The organism is Streptomyces sp. M41(2017) (assembly GCF_002078175.1).
Lineage (GTDB): Bacteria > Actinomycetota > Actinomycetes > Streptomycetales > Streptomycetaceae > Streptomyces.
In genome coordinates, this window is the sequence record NZ_MWFK01000001.1 from 2,089,639 (window position 1) to 2,109,508 (window position 19,870).

Annotated in this window: 17 protein-coding genes; 8 read left to right on the forward strand and 9 right to left on the reverse strand. The window is 68.3% G+C overall.

What is annotated here, in order from left to right; translation table 11 throughout:
- Window positions 1-115: 115 nt before the first annotated feature.
- The 7 genes from B0675_RS09165 (at window position 116) to trxA (ending at window position 9,898) form a co-directional block, all read left to right on the forward strand.
- Window positions 116-2,536, forward strand: a complete 2,421-nt coding sequence (locus B0675_RS09165; protein WP_081218324.1) for a DUF6049 family protein — start codon at window positions 116-118, stop codon at window positions 2,534-2,536.
- Between the two features lie 46 nt (window positions 2,537-2,582).
- Entirely contained in the window at window positions 2,583-4,829 is a 2,247-nt protein-coding gene (gene murJ / locus B0675_RS09170; RefSeq protein WP_081218325.1) for a murein biosynthesis integral membrane protein MurJ, read from the forward strand.
- Between the two features lie 118 nt (window positions 4,830-4,947).
- A complete protein-coding gene (locus B0675_RS09175; protein WP_081218326.1) occupies window positions 4,948-6,663 on the forward strand; it encodes a protein kinase family protein in 1,716 nt (571 codons plus the stop codon).
- A gap of 28 nt (window positions 6,664-6,691) precedes the next feature.
- Window positions 6,692-7,423, forward strand: coding sequence for an RNA polymerase sigma factor SigM (sigM, locus tag B0675_RS09180; RefSeq protein WP_081218327.1), 732 nt, complete (start codon window positions 6,692-6,694; stop codon window positions 7,421-7,423).
- A 458-nt stretch (window positions 7,424-7,881) separates the two neighbouring features.
- The gene (locus B0675_RS42540) at window positions 7,882-8,319 is read left to right on the forward strand and encodes a hypothetical protein (RefSeq protein ID WP_347108423.1); all 438 of its coding nucleotides are present in this window, start codon (window positions 7,882-7,884) and stop codon (window positions 8,317-8,319) included.
- A 237-nt stretch (window positions 8,320-8,556) separates the two neighbouring features.
- Window positions 8,557-9,522: a thioredoxin-disulfide reductase gene (gene trxB / locus B0675_RS09190; protein WP_081218329.1), complete on the forward strand. Its 966-nt coding sequence runs from the start codon at window positions 8,557-8,559 to the stop codon at window positions 9,520-9,522.
- A gap of 43 nt (window positions 9,523-9,565) precedes the next feature.
- A complete protein-coding gene (gene trxA / locus B0675_RS09195; protein WP_081218330.1) occupies window positions 9,566-9,898 on the forward strand; it encodes a thioredoxin in 333 nt (110 codons plus the stop codon).
- Between the two features lie 176 nt (window positions 9,899-10,074).
- Here trxA and B0675_RS09200 read toward each other — a convergent pair whose 3' ends face one another.
- From B0675_RS09200 to rpmH, 9 genes are all read right to left on the reverse strand, one after another.
- Window positions 10,075-10,692 (reverse strand): GNAT family N-acetyltransferase, encoded by a 618-nt coding sequence (locus tag B0675_RS09200; protein ID WP_081218331.1) that lies wholly within the window; start codon window positions 10,690-10,692, stop codon window positions 10,075-10,077.
- Between the two features lie 332 nt (window positions 10,693-11,024).
- Entirely contained in the window at window positions 11,025-12,113 is a 1,089-nt protein-coding gene (locus B0675_RS09205) for a ParB/RepB/Spo0J family partition protein (RefSeq protein ID WP_081218332.1), read from the reverse strand.
- Window positions 12,110-13,183, reverse strand: a complete 1,074-nt coding sequence (locus tag B0675_RS09210) for a ParA family protein (protein WP_081218333.1) — start codon at window positions 13,181-13,183, stop codon at window positions 12,110-12,112. The genes B0675_RS09205 and B0675_RS09210 overlap by 4 nt, the downstream gene beginning before the upstream one ends.
- Before the next feature lie 362 nt (window positions 13,184-13,545).
- Window positions 13,546-14,262, reverse strand: a complete 717-nt coding sequence (rsmG, locus tag B0675_RS09215) for a 16S rRNA (guanine(527)-N(7))-methyltransferase RsmG (RefSeq protein WP_081218334.1) — start codon at window positions 14,260-14,262, stop codon at window positions 13,546-13,548.
- 202 nt (window positions 14,263-14,464) lie between these two features.
- The gene (locus B0675_RS09220) at window positions 14,465-14,974 is read right to left on the reverse strand and encodes a R3H domain-containing nucleic acid-binding protein (RefSeq protein ID WP_081218335.1); all 510 of its coding nucleotides are present in this window, start codon (window positions 14,972-14,974) and stop codon (window positions 14,465-14,467) included.
- A 15-nt stretch (window positions 14,975-14,989) separates the two neighbouring features.
- Entirely contained in the window at window positions 14,990-16,264 is a 1,275-nt protein-coding gene (gene yidC / locus B0675_RS09225) for a membrane protein insertase YidC (protein ID WP_081218336.1), read from the reverse strand.
- 3 nt (window positions 16,265-16,267) lie between these two features.
- Window positions 16,268-16,621 carry a membrane protein insertion efficiency factor YidD gene (gene yidD / locus B0675_RS09230; protein ID WP_081218337.1) on the reverse strand — a complete coding sequence of 118 codons (354 nt, stop codon included), beginning with the start codon at window positions 16,619-16,621 and terminating at the stop codon, window positions 16,268-16,270.
- Window positions 16,618-16,989: a ribonuclease P protein component gene (gene rnpA / locus B0675_RS09235; protein WP_081218338.1), complete on the reverse strand. Its 372-nt coding sequence runs from the start codon at window positions 16,987-16,989 to the stop codon at window positions 16,618-16,620. The genes yidD and rnpA overlap by 4 nt, the downstream gene beginning before the upstream one ends.
- Window positions 16,990-17,010: 21 nt before the next feature.
- Entirely contained in the window at window positions 17,011-17,148 is a 138-nt protein-coding gene (gene rpmH / locus B0675_RS09240; RefSeq protein WP_006381191.1) for a 50S ribosomal protein L34, read from the reverse strand.
- 393 nt (window positions 17,149-17,541) lie between these two features.
- Between rpmH and dnaA the strand changes: the two genes are divergently transcribed.
- Window positions 17,542-19,617 (forward strand): chromosomal replication initiator protein DnaA, encoded by a 2,076-nt coding sequence (dnaA, locus tag B0675_RS09245; protein ID WP_081218339.1) that lies wholly within the window; start codon window positions 17,542-17,544, stop codon window positions 19,615-19,617.
- Window positions 19,618-19,870 lie beyond the last annotated feature (253 nt).

Sequence of the window (19,870 nt, forward strand, 5' to 3'; positions counted from 1 at the left end):
GCGCTCTCCGCCGATCTTGTGGACCACTCCGCGGCACTTCCCCTCGGCGCGCATCGTTACCATGCGTGGACGCACATTCCGACGACCACTGACGACGACGAGGACGGGCGAGCGCGTGGCCGAGGCGGCAGACTTCCAGGGGACGAGTCCCTCACCTGCCCGTCGGTGGCTCCGGCGCAGCGGTGTACTGCTGGCCGGGACGCCGTTGCTGGCCGGGCTGCTCCAGCTACCCCTCGGCGCGCCCGCACAAGCCGCCGAGAAGGCCTCTGTGGCCGATGCCGCGAGCTCGGGCGGGGTGGACATCAACATCGCGTCCCTGAGCCCCAGTGCCCCCACGGACGGCGACACGGTCACCGTCTCCGGTTCGGTCACCAACAGGAGCAAGCAGACCGTCACGGATGCCCACGTGGGTATCCGTGTGGGCTCGTCCCCCCTGACCACGCGTTCCGCCATCGACACCGCCGCGAAGCTCACCAGCTTCCAGCCCGGCCTCGACGCGGCCGAGGTCGGCGGGAAGTACGTCGAGAAGGTCGCCCGGCTCGCCGCGGGCAGCTCGCAGAACTTCAGCATCTCGGTTCCCGTCAAGGATCTCGATCTGGGGGACGACGGGGTCTACCAGCTGGGTGTCTCCCTCACGGGCCGGACGACGGCCCAGCAGTGGGACCAGGTGCTCGGCATCAAGCGGACGTTCCTTCCGTGGCAGCCCGACGCGGCGGACACGAAGACGAAGACGACGTACCTCTGGCCGCTGATCTCCTCGGTCCACCTCACGGCTGAGACCGGTTCGGACGAGCAGCAGACGCGTGTCTTCAAGAACGACGACCTGGCCAAGGAGATCGCCCCGGGCGGCCGGCTGGACCAGCTCCTGTCGCTGGGCAGTGGGCTCGACGTCACGTGGGTGCTGGACCCGGACGTGCTGGCCTCGGTCGACGCCATGAGGGGCGGCTACCGCGTCCAGCAGCCCGACGGCAAAACTGTGGCGGGGAGCGAGAAGAACCGCGAGCTGGCCAAGGCCTGGCTCGACAGGCTCGAGAAGACGGTCCAGGGCCAGAAGATCGTCGCCCTCCCCTTTGCCGACCCCGACATCGCGTCCCTCGCCCACAGCGGCAAGGTCACCGGTTCCCTCAGCCGCCTCAAGGACGCCACCGACGTGGCTTCCAAAACGGTCGAATCGATCGTCCACGTGAAGCCCAGTACGGACTTCACCTGGCCTGTGGACGGAGCGATCGACCCGTCGATCGTGAATGTGGCGACCTCTGCCGGGGCGGACAAGGTGATCGCCCGCAGCGACAGTCTGCAGGAGACGGGTGGGCTGGCGTACACGCCCAGCGCCGCCCGCCCCATCGGGGGCGGCACGACGGCCGTCGTCGCCGACGAGCGGCTGTCGACCGCGTTCCAGGGCGACATGCTGAAGGCCGGCAACTCCACACTCGCCGTCCAGAAGTTCCTCGCTCAGAGCTTGATGATCAACCTTCAGGACGCGAACCAGCGCAGCATCGTCGTCGCGCCGCAGCGTATGCCCACGGCCAGCCAGGCACAGTCCATGGCCGCGGCCCTGAGGACGCTCCAGCAGGGGAACTGGTCGGAGTCCCAGGGGCTGGCGGCTGCAGCCAAGGCCAAGCCGGACCCGGGCGCCACCACGCGAGTTCCCTCAGCCTCTTCGTACCCGCGCGCCCTGAAGAGTCAGCAGCTGCCGGCCTCGGCCTTCGACTGGATACAGGGCACGCAGACCAAGCTCGACAAGTTCCAGGTGATCCTGACCGACAAGTCACGCGTGGCGACGCCCTTCGGCCTGGCCATGAACCGGGGGATGTCGACGTCCTGGCGCGGCCGCCCCGCCGAGGGCAAGGTCTTCCGCGACGCTGTGGACTCCTACCTCGACGGACTCACCGGGCTGGTGCATCTCATCGAGAAGTCGGACGCGAAGCTCTCGGGCCGTAGCGCCACGATCCCCGTGACCGTCCAGAACAACCTGGTCCAGGGTGTCGACCACCTCACGCTGCGCCTCACGTCCATGCAGCCCACCCGCCTCAAGATCGGCAACGGGCCGTTCGACGAGAAGCTGATCAAGGTCGCTGGTGAACACAGCCAGTCGGTGAAGTTCACCACCTCCACCAAGGCCAACGGCCCGGTGAAGGTCGTCGCCCAGCTGTACACGGAGGACGGGCAGCCCTACGGCGCCGCGGTGCCCTTCGAGGTCAAGGTCACGGAGATCACCTCCACCGTGATGCTCGTCATCGGTGGCGGCGTCCTGCTCCTCGTGCTCGCCGGTTTCCGGATGTACACGCAGCGCAAGCGGGCTGCGGCGCAACAGGCCGAGCAGGGACCCGAGGATGGTCCCGAGGCCGAGGGCGTGAACAAGGACACCGATGGCACCGTAGAGACTGGGGACGCCGAAGACTCCGAGGCCGGTCAGGAGATCACGACCGGCCCGAAGTCGGGGGCTGACGACCCGGGGCACCCGAGTGACCCGACACCGGACACCGCTCCGGAAAGCGCCGACCCGTCCGGCACGGGTGAGAGAGTGGACCGTTGAGCGATGTCGTGGCCGGTGGGCCCGGGGACGATGAGGTGGGGTAACCATGAACGCGCCGTACGACGGTGACCGCGGTCAGGGCGCGGGACCCTCGGGTTATCCCGAGGAGTACCCGGACCAGGACGCGGGCCGCTCCGGCTACCCCGAGGGCACGCCGGAGCCGGGCCAGATGCCGCCGGGACATCCCGCGGACATGTATCTCCAGGACGCCTACGACCAGGATCCCTACCGGGAGCAGGACCTCTCGGCACAGGACCCGGTGGCCGAGGCGCTCTACGACCGCGCCGCGCACCCTCCGCCGCCTCCTGGCTCGTACTACCCGCAGCAGCCGCTCTACGCCCAGCCGCCCACGCCGCAGTACGCCCCCGACCCGCGGGTGTGGGCCCAGACGCCCCCTCCCGAACCCTCGGGACCGACACGGCACCTGCCGTACGGCGACGACGCCCGGACCACCCAGTACGTGGGGGTGGACGACCTCGTCACCCAGGCCGGCGAGGAGCAGCATGAGCCCGACGCCTTCGCGCACCTCTTCCGCGACCAGCAGCAGGGTGGCGTCCGTAACGCCTACGCCGCGTCCTCCGTCCCGGCTCCGGCACCCGAAGCGGCTCCGTCTGTCGCCGAGCCTCCCGTGGCCCCGCCGCCGGCTTCGGCCGCGAAGTCGGGTGGCCGGGCCTCGGGCTTGCTGAAGTCCAGCGCGGTGATGGCGGCGGGCACCCTGGTGTCCCGTCTCACCGGCTTCGTCCGCACCATGATCATCACGGCGGCTCTCGGCGCGGCGACGCTCGGTGACGCCTGGACCGTGGCGTACACGCTGCCGACGATGATCTACATCCTGACGGTCGGCGGCGGACTCAACTCCGTGTTCGTGCCGCAACTGGTGCGGTCCATGAAGGAGGACGACGACGGGGGTGAGGCCTACGCCAACCGCCTGCTGACCCTCGTCATGGTCGCTCTCGGCGTCATCGTCACCGCGGCGGTGTTCATCGCGCCGCTGCTGATCCAACTGATGTCGGACCCCATCGCGAGCAACGCGGCCGCCAACAACGTGGCGGTCACCTTCGCCCGCTACTGCCTGCCCACGATCTTCTTCATGGGCGTCCACGTGGTCATGGGCCAGATCCTCAACGCCCGCGGGAAGTTCGGCGCGATGATGTGGACTCCGGTCCTGAACAACATCGTCATGATCTTCACCTTCGGGACGTTCCTCTGGGTCTACGGCACCGCGCGGCACTCCGGCATGACGGTGAGCAACATCCCGCCGGACGGCGTCCGCCTCCTGGGCATCGGCACCCTGCTCGGCCTCGTCGTGCAGGCCGGGGCGATGGTTCCCTACCTGCGCGAGGCGGGTTTCCGGTTCCGTCCGCGCTTCGACTGGCGTGGTCACGGCCTCGGGAAGGCCATCCATCTGGCCAAGTGGACCGTGCTCTTCGTCCTCGCCAACCAGGCGGGCGTCATCGTCGTCACCCAGCTCGCGACCGCGGCACAGAAGGCTTCCGGCAAGGGCGGAACAGGCATCCTGGCCTACTCCAACGCCCAGCTGATCTGGGGCATGCCGCAGGCGATCATCACGGTGTCCGTCATGGCGGCCATGCTTCCGCGCATCTCGCGAGCGGCCCATGACGGTGACCCGGGTGCCGTCCGCGACGACATCTCGCAGGGTCTGCGGACCTCGGCAGTGGCGATCGTCCCGGTGTCCTTCATGTTCATCGCGCTCGGCATCCCCATGTGCACCCTGCTGTTCGGTTCCAGCGGCCTCCAGGCCGCCGAGTCCCAGGGCTACGTGCTCATGGCCTTCGCGCTCGGCCTGATCCCGTTCTCGGTGCAGTACGTGATCCTGCGCGGTTTCTACGCCTACGAGGACACGCGCACCCCCTTCTACAACACGGTCATCGTGGCCGGCGTCAACGCCGCCGCGTCCGCTGTCTGTTACGTGGTGCTGCCCGCACAGTGGGCCGTCGTCGGCATGGCCGGCGCGTACGGCCTGGCCTACGCCGTGGGCGTCGGAGTGGCCTGGCAGCGCCTGCGCAGGCGGCTCGGCGGCGACCTGGACGGCGCGCGCGTGCTGCGTACGTACGCGCGTCTCTGCCTCGCGTCGATTCCGGGTGCCGTAGTGGGCGGGGCCGTCGGCTTCGCGGTCACCCGGGTTCTCGGACACGGAGCGATCGGCTCGATCGCGGCGCTCGTCACCGGAACGATCGCCCTGCTGGGCGTGTTCTACGTCGCGGCGCGCAAGATGCGTATCGAAGAGCTCAATTCAATGGTCGGAATGGTCCGCGGGCGCCTGGGGCGCTGAGGCGGGGGTACGCGCACAACCATCGTCCGTCGCCGCGTGTCGTGCATAGCGCCGGACTGTGGGCACAATTGGTTTCTGCGTCGGACAGTGCGCAACGGATGGGGAGGCAGGGACGACGGTGGCGGAACGGAGCACGTCTGCCGTCGACGTGGCAGACAACAGCGGTGACGAACCGCTGACCGCTAAGGCGGGCCAGTCCACGTCCGACGGGGTGGCCCAGGACCGGGAGCGGGAAACGGACAGCGAAGAGGCACAGGGGAGTGGCGGGACCGAGAGTCCCGGGAAGGCCTCACCGCCCGAACTGCACAGTGGTCACAAACTCGCGAGGCGCTATCGCCTCGAAGAGTGCGTCACCCGTCTGGACGGCTTCAGCAGTTGGCGTGCGGTGGACGAGAAACTCCGCCGTGCCGTCGGTGTCCATCTGCTGCCCGCCGACCATCCGCGGGCCCGTTCAGTACTCGCGGCGGCCCGTTCCTCGGCCCTGCTGGGCGATCCCCGCTTCGTCCAGGTCCTGGACGCGGTCGAGGAGAACGACCTTGTCTACGTGGTCCACGAATGGCTGCCGGACGCCACGGAACTGACCGCACTCCTCGCCGCGGGCCCTCTCGAGGTGCACGAGGCCTACCAGATGGTCAGTCAGGTCTCCCAGGCGATGGCCGCCGCGCACCGTGAGGGGCTCGCGCATCTGCGGCTCACGCCGGGTGCCGTGCTCCGCACGTCGTCCGGTCAGTGGCGCATCCGCGGGCTCGCCGTGAACGCTGCCCTGCGGGGTATCAGTTCCGACACCCCCCAGCGCAGCGACACCGAGGCGCTCGGTGCACTCCTGTACGCCTCGCTCACCCAGCGCTGGCCGTACGAGAACGATGCCTACGGCCTCTCGGGGCTGCCCAAGGACGTCGGCCTCATCGCACCCGACCAGGTGCGCGCCGGAGTCCACCGCGGCCTGTCGGAACTCGCCATGCGCGCGCTCGCCAATGACGGGGCGACCGCCTCCCGGCACGAGTCGCCGTGCACGACGCCGGAGGAGCTGGTGAAGGCGATCAGCGAGATGCCCCGCATCCGCCCGCCGGAGCCCGCGTTCACCGCCCCGCCCGAGTACCAGCGCACGTCGTACCAACAGGGCACCTACGGCCGCCAGGGTCCCCCCGGCGCCCCCCAGCCCGTGGCGGCGCCGCCCCCACCATTGCAGAGCCGTACCGGCAAGGCTCTCAAGTGGGCCGTGTCCGCGCTGCTCATCGCCGCGCTGGGACTGGGTAGTTGGCAGCTCGCCGACGCCCTCATGGACCGGGGCAACAAGTCCGACGACACCAAACAGACGCACACGACCGACGGCAACGACAAGAACGGCGACCAGACCAGGCCGGTCAGGCCGATCAAGATCCAGAACGCGCAGGAGTACGTTGCCGAGGGCTCCGCGCAGGCCGCTGGAGACGTGGGCAAGACCTTCGACGGGGACAGCACCACGTACTGGCGCACCAAGAAGTACAACGCCGGTCCCAAGCTCGCGCCGTACAAGCCCGGCGTGGGCATCGTCTATGACCTGGGTTCGGCGCAGACGGTGTCGGCCGCCTCGATAGGGCTTCGGTACGCGGGTGACCACACGACCGTCCATCTCTACGCAACCGATTCCCTGACGCCCTCGACGTCCGTCGACGGGATGAAGGAGATCGGCACGGCCACCACGGCCGGCACCACCATGAAGGTGAAGGCGTCCAAGTCGGTCAAGACCCAGTACGTCCTCCTGTGGATCACCGACGTGCCGAATGCTCCCAGCGACGGCTACAGCAGCGCCGGCTACAAGCAGGCCGTCACGGACGTGAAGTTCACCGGCTGACGTACGTCGACGAGGGGGAGGGGGTCCGATGGCCGATGAAGCCGTGTTCGGTGAAGCAAGCGATCAGGATCTCCTCGCCCGTCACGTGGACGGCGATCCCGACGCCTTCGGCGAGCTTGTACGGCGCCATCGCGACCGCCTCTGGGCAGTGGCCCTGCGGACGCTGGGAGACCGCGAGGAGGCCGCTGACGCCGTCCAGGACGCCCTCGTTTCCGCCTACCGGGCCGCCCACACCTTCCGGGGTCAGTCGGCCGTCACGACCTGGCTGCACCGCATCACGGTGAACGCGTGTCTGGACCGGGCCCGCAAGGCCGCGTCACGGCGGACCTCCCCCGTCGACGACACTCAGCGTCTGGAACAGCTCCTCGAGCCGCACGAGTCGGCTTCCGCTCCGGCCGAGCGCAACGACCTGCACCGCGAACTCATCGCCGCGCTCAGCACGCTCCCCCCTGACCAGCGCGCCGCCCTCGTCCTGGTGGACATGCAGGGCTATCCCGTGGCGGAGGCAGCTCGCGTGCTCGATGTGCCGACCGGCACCGTCAAGAGCCGCTGTGCTCGTGGCAGAGCCAGACTCCTCCCCCTCCTCACGCATCTCCGTACGGCAAACGCGGACGAGGCGGGGACCAAGAAGCCGGGCGAGGGAAGGAACCGGACGCAGGGGACATCCGTCCCACCGGCAGCGGGTCCCCCCTGCGGGGGCCCCAGTGATGCGGGACCGAGCGATTCAGCTGCTGTGAAGGGCGGAGGTGGGCGAGCGTGACATCCACGACGGACAAGGCCGGACACCCGGACGTCGCGGAGATCTCCGACCTCACCGAAGGTCTGCTTCCATCGTCCCGATCGGAGGACGTGCGACGGCATCTGGAGGACTGTGTCCTGTGTGCCGACGTGTACGACTCCCTGGAGGAGATTCGCGGACTGCTCGGCACGCTGCCCGGTCCTCACCGTATGCCGGACGACGTGGCCGGCCGGATCGATGCCGCCTTGGCCGCGGAAGCCCTGTTGAGTGCGACGGCACCCGATGAGACATCCGGTACGGACGCTCCGGGAGCCCCTGTTTCACGTGAAACATCGACAGCGGATCGCCCCTCCGGGCACCCGCGCGCCGGTACCGGTCCAGGCCGCCGCCCTCATCGAGCGCGCCGCGGACGACGCGGAACCGTCGCGCTCCTCAGCACCGCCTTCGCCGCCGCCGCGCTGGGAGTGAGCGTCATCCTCGTGCAGACGCTGAGTGACGACGACTCCGGCAAGGACACCCCCAGCGCCGGGCGGCAGGAGTCGAGCGCACGGGACACCCTCTCCGAGGGCTCGCTGAGGAGCGACGTCTCCGATCTTCTGGCGAAGAACAAGAAGTCGCCCGCTCCCTCCGGCAGCGCCAAGCCGTGGGGTGTGCAGTCGGAGGACGGCGGCGTCGGCACGTTCATGACGCCCACGCTTCCCGTCCCGGACTGCGTCGAACAGGGGGCCGGAACGAGTGGAACCCTCCTCGGCGCGGAGGCGGGCACGTACCAGGGGAAGGACGTGTTCCTCCTGGTGCTGACCGACCCTTCGGACAACACGAAGGTCTCGGCTCGCATCGTCGACGCCGCCTGCGCGAAGCAGGCCTCCGCGAAGCCGGGCAAGCTGCTGCTGACGCGGTCGTACGCCCGGTCTTGAGCTCGTCGACCAAGCAGTCCCGGCGGCGCGGAGACATCCCTCGGCCCCCTTCAGGGCACCCTTGGAATCAGGTGGGCCGCTGCCCGGAGAGTGCCTGGGATCTCTGTGCGGGAGCTCGTCCCCGTGTGCCCGGACACAGCGGGAATTGAAGCCCCTTAGGATCCGTTGGGTGGGGTGAGAGTACTGAGTGAGGCTCCCACCGGAACGCAGCAGTCTCCAGAGACGAGGAATGAAGCCGTGAGCGACGTCCGTAACGTGATCATCATCGGGTCCGGGCCCGCCGGCTACACGGCGGCGCTCTACACCGCGCGCGCGTCGCTGAAGCCGCTGGTGTTCGAGGGCGCCGTCACCGCGGGTGGCGCGCTCATGAACACCACCGAGGTCGAGAACTTCCCCGGCTTCCAGGACGGCGTCATGGGACCGGACCTGATGGACAACATGCGTGCTCAGGCCGAGCGCTTCGGCGCCGAACTGGTGCCGGACGACGTGGTCGCCGTCGACCTGACGGGTGAGATCAAGACCGTCACGGACACCGCCGGTACCGTGCACCGCGCCAAGGCCGTCATCGTCACCACCGGCTCGCAGCACCGCAAGCTGGGCCTGCCGAACGAGGACACGCTCTCCGGGCGCGGCGTCTCCTGGTGCGCGACCTGCGACGGCTTCTTCTTCAAGGACCAGGACATCGCTGTGATCGGCGGCGGTGACACCGCGATGGAGGAGGCGACCTTCCTCTCGCGCTTCGCGAAGTCCGTGACCATCGTGCACCGCCGGGACAGCCTTCGTGCTTCCAAGGCGATGCAGGAGCGCGCCTTCGCCGACCCGAAGATCAAGTTCGTGTGGGACAGCGAGGTGGCCGAGATCAAGGGTGACCCGAAGCTCGCCGGCCTGACGCTGCGCAACCTCAAGACCGGTGAGACCTCCGAGCTGCCGGTGACCGGTCTGTTCATCGCGATCGGTCACGACCCGCGCACCGAGCTCTTCAAGGGTCAGCTCGACCTCGACGGGGAGGGCTACCTGAAGGTTGCCGCACCCTCGACCCGGACGAACCTGACCGGAGTCTTCGGCGCCGGTGACGTCGTCGACCACACGTACCGCCAGGCGATCACTGCGGCCGGCACCGGCTGTTCCGCCGCCCTCGACGCCGAGCGCTACCTCGCTGCCCTTGCGGACAGCGAGGCGGCCACCGCGGCCGCCACCGTCTGATCCCCCGTCCGCCCCACCGCAACAACGAATTAAGGAGCCCGCCGTGGCCGGCACCCTGAAGAACGTGACCGACGACTCCTTCGAGCAGGACGTCCTCAAGAACGACAAGCCCGTTCTGGTGGACTTCTGGGCCGCCTGGTGCGGGCCCTGCCGCCAGATCGCCCCGTCGCTGGAGGCCATCGCCGCCGAGTACGGCGACAAGATCGAGATCGTCAAGCTCAACATCGACGAGAACCCGGGCACGGCCGCCAAGTACGGCGTCATGTCGATCCCGACCCTGAACGTCTACCAGGGTGGCGAGGTCGCCAAGACCATCGTCGGCGCCAAGCCGAAGGCCGCGATCGTGCGGGACCTCGAGGACTTCATCGCCGAGTAGTCGAAGACGGGCGCACACGCGGCGCATGTTTCACGTGAAACACGAAAGGGCCGACCCGAAGGGGTCGGCCCTTTCGTGTGCCTCACTTCTCGTTCGTCTGTCTCACTTCGCGCCGGCTCTCAGCTTCACGTGCTGTCCGTGAGTCGGCAGCAGCGGACAGGACGGGCCATCGGAGGTCACAGCGGACGGAGTGCCGGTTCCTTCTGTACGGCTCCGAGAAGGCGGTCCAGTGCCATCTCCACGTCTTCCTTCCAGGAGAGCGTCGTCCGCAGCTCCAGCCTCAGGCGGGGGTAGGCGGGATGGGGCCGCACCGTCTTGAAGCCCACCGCGAGGAGATGGTCGGCGGGGAGCACACAGGCGGGCTCCTTCCACCGGGCGTCCCCGAAAGCCTCGATCGCTTTGAAGCCTCGCTGGAGCAGGTCTTTGGCCACCGTCTGGACCATCACTCTGCCGAGTCCCTGCCCCTGATACCCGGGCAGGATGAACGAGGTGATCAGCTGCACCGCGTCCGGCGACACGGGGCTCGTGGAGAACGCTGTCGAACGCGGGACATAGGCCGGCGGCGCGTAGAGGATGAAGCCCACCGGGATGTCGTCCACGTAGACCACCCGGCCACAGGATCCCCAGTCCAACAGGACCGCGGAGATCCATGCCTCCTTCTCCGACGCCGCGGTGCCCGCCTTTACCGCAGCCTCACCACTGACGGGATCCAGCTCCCAGAAGACACACGACCGACAGCGCTGGGGAAGGTCCGGAAGGTTGTCCAGCGTGAGCGGTACGAGCCGACGCCCCATGAAGGATGTTCCTCGCTTCCTTCCCCCGCGGCCTCACGGGCGGATGTCAGATGGCTCCGCTCCTTGAGCAGGCTGCCGACGAACCCTCCGACGGCCCCCAGGCCCAGCCCTGCGGTGAGCAGTCCTGTACGGCTCACGGTGTGCATGGCCCCCGCCTCCCCTATGAAGGTCCTGCCAGGTGAATGCGCCATACCCATCGCATCGTATCCACGTTGCGATTCCCTCGATACCGACAGAAAGCAAAGAGCGGGCCGTGACCGGTGTGTACCGGTCACGGCCCGCTCCACGCTGGTGGACCGACAGGAGATCGATCCGGGGCAGCCGACTCAGGCTTACGCGTCGTCGGAGCCGTCGTCCATAAGGCTCTTCTGAAGGACTGGGCCCTCGCCAGGAGCGAAGGAGCCGAGGATGCGTTCAAGGTCTTCCATCGAAGCGAACTCGACGGTGATCTTGCCCTTCTTCTGCCCCAGGTCGACCTTCACCCGCGTCTCGAAACGGTCCGACAGACGCGTCGCCAGCTCGCTCAGCGCAGGAGAGACCCGACCGCCGGCCCGCGGACCCTTGGCTCGCTGAGCCGACTGCGGACGCGACCCCATGAGGGTGACGATCTCCTCCACGGCTCGCACCGAGAGTCCCTCGGCCACGATGCGGTGGGCCAGGCGGTCCTGCTCCTCCGAGTCGTCGACAGAGAGCAGCGCGCGGGCGTGACCGGCGGAGAGCACCCCGGCGGCGACGCGACGCTGAACGGACGGCGAGAGCTTCAGGAGACGCAGCGTGTTGGAGACCTGCGGACGCGAACGTCCGATCCGGTCGGCCAGCTGGTCGTGCGTGCAGTTGAAGTCCTTGAGCAACTGGTCGTAGGCGGCTGCCTCTTCCAGCGGGTTCAGCTGGGCACGGTGGAGGTTCTCCAGCAGTGCGTCCAGGAGGAGCTTCTCGTCGTCCGTGGCGCGGACGATCGCGGGGATGGCCTCGAGCCCCGCCTCGCGACAGGCCCGGAAGCGCCGCTCACCCATGATGAGCTCGAAGCGCGACGGACCGACCTGCCGGACGACGACGGGCTGGAGGAGTCCGACCTCCTTGATGGAGGTGACGAGCTCGGACAGGGCGTCCTCGTCGAAGACCTCACGCGGCTGACGCGGGTTGGGGGTGATGAAGTCCAGGGGCAGCTCGGCGAAGTGAGCACCGACCGGCGCCTGCAGCTCATCCGGCGACCCGCTCGCAGACGGCTCCTCGGTTTCATGTGAAACAGGCGCCAGCGTCGTCACCTTGGCCGCCGCCACCCCACGCTCCGCGGTGAGGACGGGACCGGAAGCCGACGTCGTGGACGCCCCGCTCGCCGAACCGCCTACACGCTCACCTGTAGGAGCCGCGGGGATCAAGGCACCAAGACCCCGTCCCAGCCCCCTTCGTCGCTCGCTCACTGGATCCCCTCCGCCGTGTTCCGATCGTTCTGTGCGCCCACGTGGGCATGTTGTGCGTCGTACGACACTCCGGCTCCGCGGAGAGCGATCTCTCGGGCCGCTTCCAGGTACGAGAGAGCACCGCTCGAACCCGGATCGTAGGTCAGGACCGTCTGCCCGTAGCTCGGGGCCTCGGAGATGCGCACCGACCGCGGGATGCTCGTCCGCAGCACCTCTTCGCCGAAGTGGCTGCGCACCTCGTCCGCGACCTGGGACGCCAGACGCGTCCGGCCGTCGTACATGGTGAGCAGAATCGTCGAGACGTGGAGGTTGGGGTTGAGATGCCCGCGCACCAGGTCGACGTTGCGCAGGAGCTGTCCCAGACCTTCCAGTGCGTAGTACTCGCACTGGATGGGGATGAGGACCTCGGCGCCGGCGACGAGCGCGTTGACGGTCAGCAGGCCGAGTGACGGCGGGCAGTCGATGAGGATGTAGTCCAGCGGCTGCTCGTACGCCAGGATCGCTCGCTCGAGCCGGCTCTCGCGGGCCACCAGCGACACCAGCTCGATCTCCGCACCGGCGAGATCGATCGTCGCGGGAGCGCAGAAGAGACCCTCGACATCGGGGACCGCCTGAACGACTTCGGAGAGCGGCTTGCTGTCGATCAGCACGTCGTAGATCGATGGGACCTCGGCGTGGTGGTCGATGCCCAGCGCGGTGGAGGCATTGCCCTGCGGGTCGAGGTCGATCACCAGGACACGGCCACCGTGCAGGGCCAGGGAGGCGGCAAGGTTGACCGTGGTCGTGGTCTTACCCACCCCACCCTTCTGGTTGGCGACCACCATGACTCGGGTCTGCTCGGGCCGTGGCAGGCCCTCACCGGCGCGACCTAGCGCCTCCACAGCCAGTTGGGCAGCACGACCGATGGGAGTGTCGTCCATAGGGGGCGGTGTTTCACGTGAAACATCCTCCCCCATCGACTCGGTACGGGGACCGGGGACCGGATCGGTCATCGGTCCCGCGATGTTGGCGTCGGACCGCAAGGATTCACTCTCCTCGACTTCAGGCTCGCAATGAACAGAGCCTCCCATGCGATCGGGGTCGTGAACCAGCGAGGCCCGTTGTTCTGTGGAGAAATCCACCTCTGTGGACAACCCCGCACCCTCTCCGAGTGAACCGAGAGGCTTTCGGTCGCGAGGTTCGGCCGCAGCGCGGCCACGACTGATGATGCCGTGCAACAGTGAGCGACGTTTCACGTGAAACACGATGCCCAGCCGCTCGGGTCATCGCGGCGCGACACTCCGAGATGCGTGGGTTTGGCTGCTTGTGTGGAGTACGGCCCACTCTGAAGGCCGTCCTGTGGGAGTGACAAAGAACTCCTCGCCCGGAACAGCAGAACTCCCGGCTCCCTTCGACAGGGAACCGGGAGTCGCGATGTTCATACCGCCGGGCGTCAGCGGCGACGACGCGTTCGGCCCGTCCTGGCCGCCTTCGCTCGCTTGGCCGCGAAACGCACACCGCCGGGGCTCTCCCCCACCTCGACGCGCACGACGGTGGACAGCGGGTCCACGACCCCCTCACCCACATGCAAGACGGAGGTCTCCACCGCACCGAGCTTGCTGAGCGCCGTGGAGGCGGCTTTCAGCTCCTCCTCGGCGGTGTCCCCCTTGAGGGCGAGCATCTCGCCGTACGGGCGCAGCAGCGGGATGCCCCAGCCGGCGAGGCGGTCGAGCGGGGCGACCGCCCGGGCCGTCACCACGTGCACCGGCTGAAGCGTGCCCATGACCTCCTCTGCGCGGCCGCGCACGACGGTCACATGGTCGAGGCCGAGGAGTTCCACGACCTCGGTGAGGAAGGTGGTCCGACGCAGCAGCGGCTCGAGCAGCGTGATCTTGAGGTCCTCACGGACGAGTGCCAGCGGGATACCGGGGAGCCCGGCACCGGAGCCGACATCGCACACGGTCACACCCTCGGGCACGACCTCGGAGAGCACTGCGCAGTTCAGCAGGTGCCGCTCCCACAGTCGGGGCACCTCGCGAGGGCCGATCAGCCCGCGCTGCACTCCCGCCTCGGCCAGCAGTTCCGCGTACCGGACCGCGTCAGCGAAGCGATCGCCGAATACCTCGCGCGCCTGCTCGGGCGCGGGGGGAAGCTCCGCTGCCTCCGTCACGGGGGACCGTCCTTCCGTACCGCTTGAGCGCTCTGGGCGCTGATCACCAGGACTACCAGGGACTGACAGCTGTCGAGGACCGCAGGTGCGGGTACCGCGGCCGGCGTTCCGTGTCGGGGACCACAGCTGCAAGGGACTACCAGGCTGACAAAGTTCGGCCCCGTCTGCGCAACAGACGGGGCCGAGGGAGCGTACGTACCGATCAGGCGGGGAGCACGACGACGAAGCGCTGCGGCTCCTCGCCCTCGGACTCGCTGCGCAGGCCCGCGGCCTTGACCGCGTCGTGCACCACCTTGCGCTCGAAGGGGGTCATCGGGTCCATCTTGACCGGCTCGCCGGAGCTCTTGACCTCGGCGGCGGCCTTGGCTCCCAGCTCGGAGAGCTCCTCACGCTTCTGGGCGCGGAAGCCGGCGATGTCGAGCATCAGCCTGCTGCGGTCCCCGGTCTCCCGGTGCACGGCCAGGCGCGTGAGCTCCTGGAGTGCTTCCAGCACCTCGCCGTCGCGGCCGACCAGCTTCTGCAGGTCGCGGCCGCCCGAATCGCTGATGATCGAGACAGCGGCGCGGTCGGCCTCGACGTCCATGTCGATGTCGCCGTCGAGGTCGGCGATGTCGAGCAGACCTTCGAGGTAGTCCGCCGCGATCTCGCCTTCCTGCTCCAGGCGGGTCAGGGTGTCGCCCTCAGCGGCGGCGGAGGTGGTGCCTTCCGTCACGGGATGGACTCCTTCTTACTTCTTGGACGGGGACTTGGGCCGCTGTGGGCCCTTGCGCTGTCCGGACTGGGCCTTGCTGCGGGTACCGGCGGCGGGCTTGGCCGCGGAGGGCTTGGTGTCCTGTGGCTCGTCGGACTTGCTCAACGAGGTCTTCGGCTCGGACTCGTCCGCAGGCTTGGCCCCGCCGGCGGTCACGGCCGACTGCCGCTGCGACTTGGACTGCCGCTTGGGCTGCTGACGCTTGGGAGTGGCCGGAGCCGTCGTCGTGGTGCCGTCCTCCGCCTCGATGACCGTCGCGGCGTCGCCCTTCGTCACGACCCCGTCGGGCTGGGCCACGAGACCCGCCTTCGTGAGGCTGTTGATGAACTTGCGCTCGAACTCGTTGCGGTCGCGGCCCTTGGAGACGATGGCCTTGACGATGGCCTTCTCGCTGCGCCGGCGCGTCTTGCCGTGGCTGGTCACGTGCTTCTGCAGGCGCTCCAGGTAGGCGGCCTGAGCCTTCGAGCCCGGGGTCGGGTTGTTGCGGATGACGTACATCTGCTGACCCATGGTCCACACGTTGGTGGTCAGCCAGTAGACGAGGACACCGACCGGGAAGTTGATGCCGAAGACGGCGAACATGACCGGGAAGACGTACATCAGCATCTTCTGCTGCTGCATGAAGGGCGTCTTCACCGTGGTGTCGACGTTCTTCGTCATCAGCTGACGCTGGGTGTAGAACTGCGAACCCGACATCAGCACGATCATGATCGCGGTGACGACTCGGACATCCGTGATCGTGGCACCGAGCGCAGCGACCTTGTCGGCGCTGTCCGTGAACTTCGCGGCGAGCGGGGCACCGAAGATATGGGCCTGACGAGCGCTGGCCAGCAGCTGATCGTCGATGACGCCGATCGTCTTGCCCGTCGCGATGCCGTTGAGCACGTGGTACAGGGCGAAGAAGAACGGCGACTGGGCCAGGATGGGAAGGCACGAGGAGAGCGGGTTGGTACCCGACTCCTTGTACAGCTTCATCATCTCTTCGGACTGGCGCTGCTTGTCGTTCTTGTAGCGCTCCTGGATCTTCTTCATCTCGGGCTGCAGCGTCTGCATGGCCCGAGTGGCCTTGATCTGCTTCACGAAGAGCGGGATCAGGCAGATACGGATCAAAATCACCAGGGACACGATGGACAAGCCCCAGGCCCAGCCCGTGTCGGGGCCGAAGATCTGCCCGTACACGGAGTGGAACTGGACGATGACCCAGGAAACGGGTGTCGTGATGAAGCTGAAAAGACTGGCAATCGTGTCCACTAATCAGGCTCCTTGAGCATGGGACGGGGTCTCGGCGGCCGGGCTCGGGGCAGTGGTCTCCCCGGTGGCCGGTTCGGCGGCGGAGTTCCCGCCCTTGCGTGCACGCCATGCGTTACGCAGCAATTCGTGCCACCGCGGACGCTTGCGTTGCGGAACATGGTCCACACCGCCCAGCGACCACGGATTGCACCGCAGGATGCGCCAGGCGGTCAGTGCCGTGCCCTTGATCGCACCGTGCCGGTCGATGGCTGTGTAGCCGTAGTGGGAGCACGACGGGTAGTACTTGCAGACCGGCCCGAGCAACGGGCTGATCGTCCACTGATAGATCTTGATCAGAGCAAGCAGTGGGTACTTCATCGCGCGCCCCCTCCCAGTAGCCGCTCGATGGCGGCGTCCAGGTCTCGGGCCAGCTGTTCATGGTCGGCGTCACCCGCACCGGGCAGCGCTCGTACGACTACCAGGCTACCGGGGGGCAGCAGGGCGACTCGGTCACGCATCAGATGGCGAAGCCTGCGCTTCACCTTGTTGCGTACGACCGCTCCGCCCACGGCTTTGCTCACGACGAAACCCGCACGCGTCGGGGGAGCGCTCTCCCCAGGCGCGTGCGGGTCCGGTGCACCGCTACGAAGGTGGACGACGAGGAGCGGGCGTCCGGCCCGGCGTCCTCGACGTACCGCGGTCGCGAAGTCCTCGCGCCGCCTCAGCCGATGCTCGGTAGGCAGCACGAGATCATGACCTGTAAGTAATCAGGCGGACAGGCTGGCGCGACCCTTGCCACGGCGGTTCGCGAGAATCGCGCGGCCGGCACGGGTGCGCATCCGCAGGCGGAAGCCGTGGGTCTTGGCGCGACGACGGTTGTTCGGCTGGAAGGTGCGCTTGCTCACTCGGGGGCTCCAGAAAGAATCGGTGGTGGCGGGGTGCCGTCCTGGCTGTCACCGTGCGCCCACGAGGAAACTCGTATTACGCCCGAGTGCACCGCTTCCCGATCGCTCTTCGCGATCTGTGCCCATCGGAGGCAGGCGGCAGCAGCCATCGACAACTCGACCTGGTTACGGTACGCGCGGCTACGCCATCCGGTCAAACCAGTCCCTGGCAGGGGACACTATCCACAGGCTGGGGACAACAACTTGAACCGCACGGGTCGCCCTGACTACCGTGGCTGAACTCCGATTCGTTCCGTTCTCACCGCCCCAGCGGTTTTGTTCCTCCGCCCCGCCTGATTTTCCAACCCGTTCCCAGAACCACACGTTCGTGGGACCCGTGAGAGAGCGTGCCCTGTGGCTGACGTACCTGCCGATCTTGCCGCAGTGTGGCCACGAGTACTGGAACAACTCCTCGGTGAGGGCCGCGGGCAGGGCGTCGAGGTCAAGGACGAGCACTGGATCAAGCGCTGCCAGCCCCTGGCCCTGGTCGCGGACACGGCTCTGCTCGCCGTCCCGAACGAGTTTGCGAAGGGCGTCCTGGAAGGCCGCCTCGCGCCGATCGTCAGCGAGACGCTGAGCCGTGAGTGCGGCCGCCCGATCCGGATCGCGATCACCGTCGACGACTCGGCCGGCGAGCCGCCCCCCACTCCTGCCGCTCCTCGCTACGAGGAGTCGGAGCACTCGGCCGGACAGGGCCGCGACGCGTACGAGAGCCAGGGACGCGAAGAGCGCGGCCCGTACGACAACGGTCAGGCACGCGAGGAACGCGGCCCCTACGAGGGCGGCCCCGTTCGTGACGACCGGAAGTCCTACGAGGGACAGCGCGACGATCGCGGCGCCTACGACGGCCAGAGCCGTGACGACCGCGGCGGTTACGAGGGCGGCCAGGACCGCGACGACCGCAGCCCGTACGAGCCGCAGGGACGCGAGGAGCGCAACCCGTACGAGCCCCAGCGCCGCGACGGATACGAGGGGTACGGCCGCCACCGCGCCGACGACCACCGCGGCGGCCGTTCCGAGCCGCTGCCCGGAGCTCCCGGCGACCAGCTGCCGACCGCGCGTCCCGCGTACCCGGACTACCAGCGCCCCGCGCCGGGTGCCTGGCCGCGCCACTCCCAGGACGACTACGGCTGGCAGCAGCAGCGCCTCGGATTCCCGGACCGCGACCCGTACGCCTCGCCCCAGCAGGACTACCGTCCGCAGTCGATGGACCGCTCGCCCTACGAGCAGCAGCGCCAGGACTACGACCAGGCGCGCTCGGACTACGACCAGCGCCCGGACCGCCGCGACCTCCAGGACCCCTCCGGCAACGGACAGGTGCGCAGGGGCGGGCCCTCGAGCGGTGCTCCCGGACCGAAGGCGGCGCAGCCCGCGCCAGCGTCGGGTCCGGGCGAGCCCACCGCGCGACTGAACCCGAAGTACCTCTTCGACACGTTCGTGATCGGCGCCTCGAACCGCTTCGCGCACGCCGCCGCGGTGGCCGTCGCCGAGGCGCCGGCGAAGGCGTACAACCCCCTCTTCATCTATGGAGAGTCGGGTCTCGGCAAGACGCACCTGCTGCACGCGATCGGGCACTACGCGCGCAGCCTCTACCCGGGTACGCGGGTGCGGTACGTGAGCTCGGAGGAGTTCACCAACGAGTTCATCAACTCCATCCGCGACGGCAAGGGCGACAGCTTCCGCAAGCGGTACCGGGAGATGGACATCCTGCTCGTCGACGACATCCAGTTCCTCGCGGACAAGGAGTCGACGCAGGAGGAGTTCTTCCACACCTTCAACACGCTCCACAACGCGAACAAGCAGATCGTGCTCTCCAGCGACCGGCCGCCCAAGCAGCTGGTCACGCTGGAGGACCGCCTGCGGAACCGTTTCGAGTGGGGTCTGATCACGGACGTCCAGCCGCCCGAGCTGGAGACCCGGATCGCCATCCTCCGCAAGAAGGCGGTGCAGGAGCAGCTCAACGCCCCGCCGGAGGTCCTGGAGTTCATCGCCTCGCGGATCTCGCGCAATATCCGCGAGCTTGAGGGGGCGTTGATCCGGGTGACGGCGTTCGCGTCGCTCAACCGGCAGCCGGTGGATCTCGGGCTGACCGAGATCGTCCTCAAGGACCTGATCCCCGGCGGCGAGGACTCGGCACCGGAGATCACGGCGACCGCGATCATGGCGGCGACCGCCGACTACTTCGGGCTCACGGTGGACGACCTGTGCGGTTCCTCGCGCAGCCGCGTCCTGGTGACGGCGCGCCAGATCGCCATGTACCTGTGCCGTGAGCTGACCGATCTGTCGCTGCCGAAGATCGGGGCGCAGTTCGGCGGCCGCGACCACACGACCGTGATGCACGCGGACCGCAAGATCCGCGCGCTGATGGCGGAGCGCCGCTCCATCTACAACCAGGTCACCGAGCTCACGAACCGCATCAAGAACGGCTGACACAGCCGGCCGCAGCACAGCCTGTCGAGGGCGCCCCGGAACACACCGTCCCGGGGCGCCCTTCGTCGTTCCCGGAGGCTCCGCGGGCGCGGGCGTCGGCTCGGTCACCCGAGAGACAGCGCTCCTCAGCACACCTCCCGGGACCTGCGGCGCCCCCGTACGAGGGACGCAGAGCCCTTGCCCAGTGGACGCGCGCCTTCCCGGAAGTGCTCTGGACGCGTCCTGCGAGCGCCCGGAAACGCGTTCCGACGCC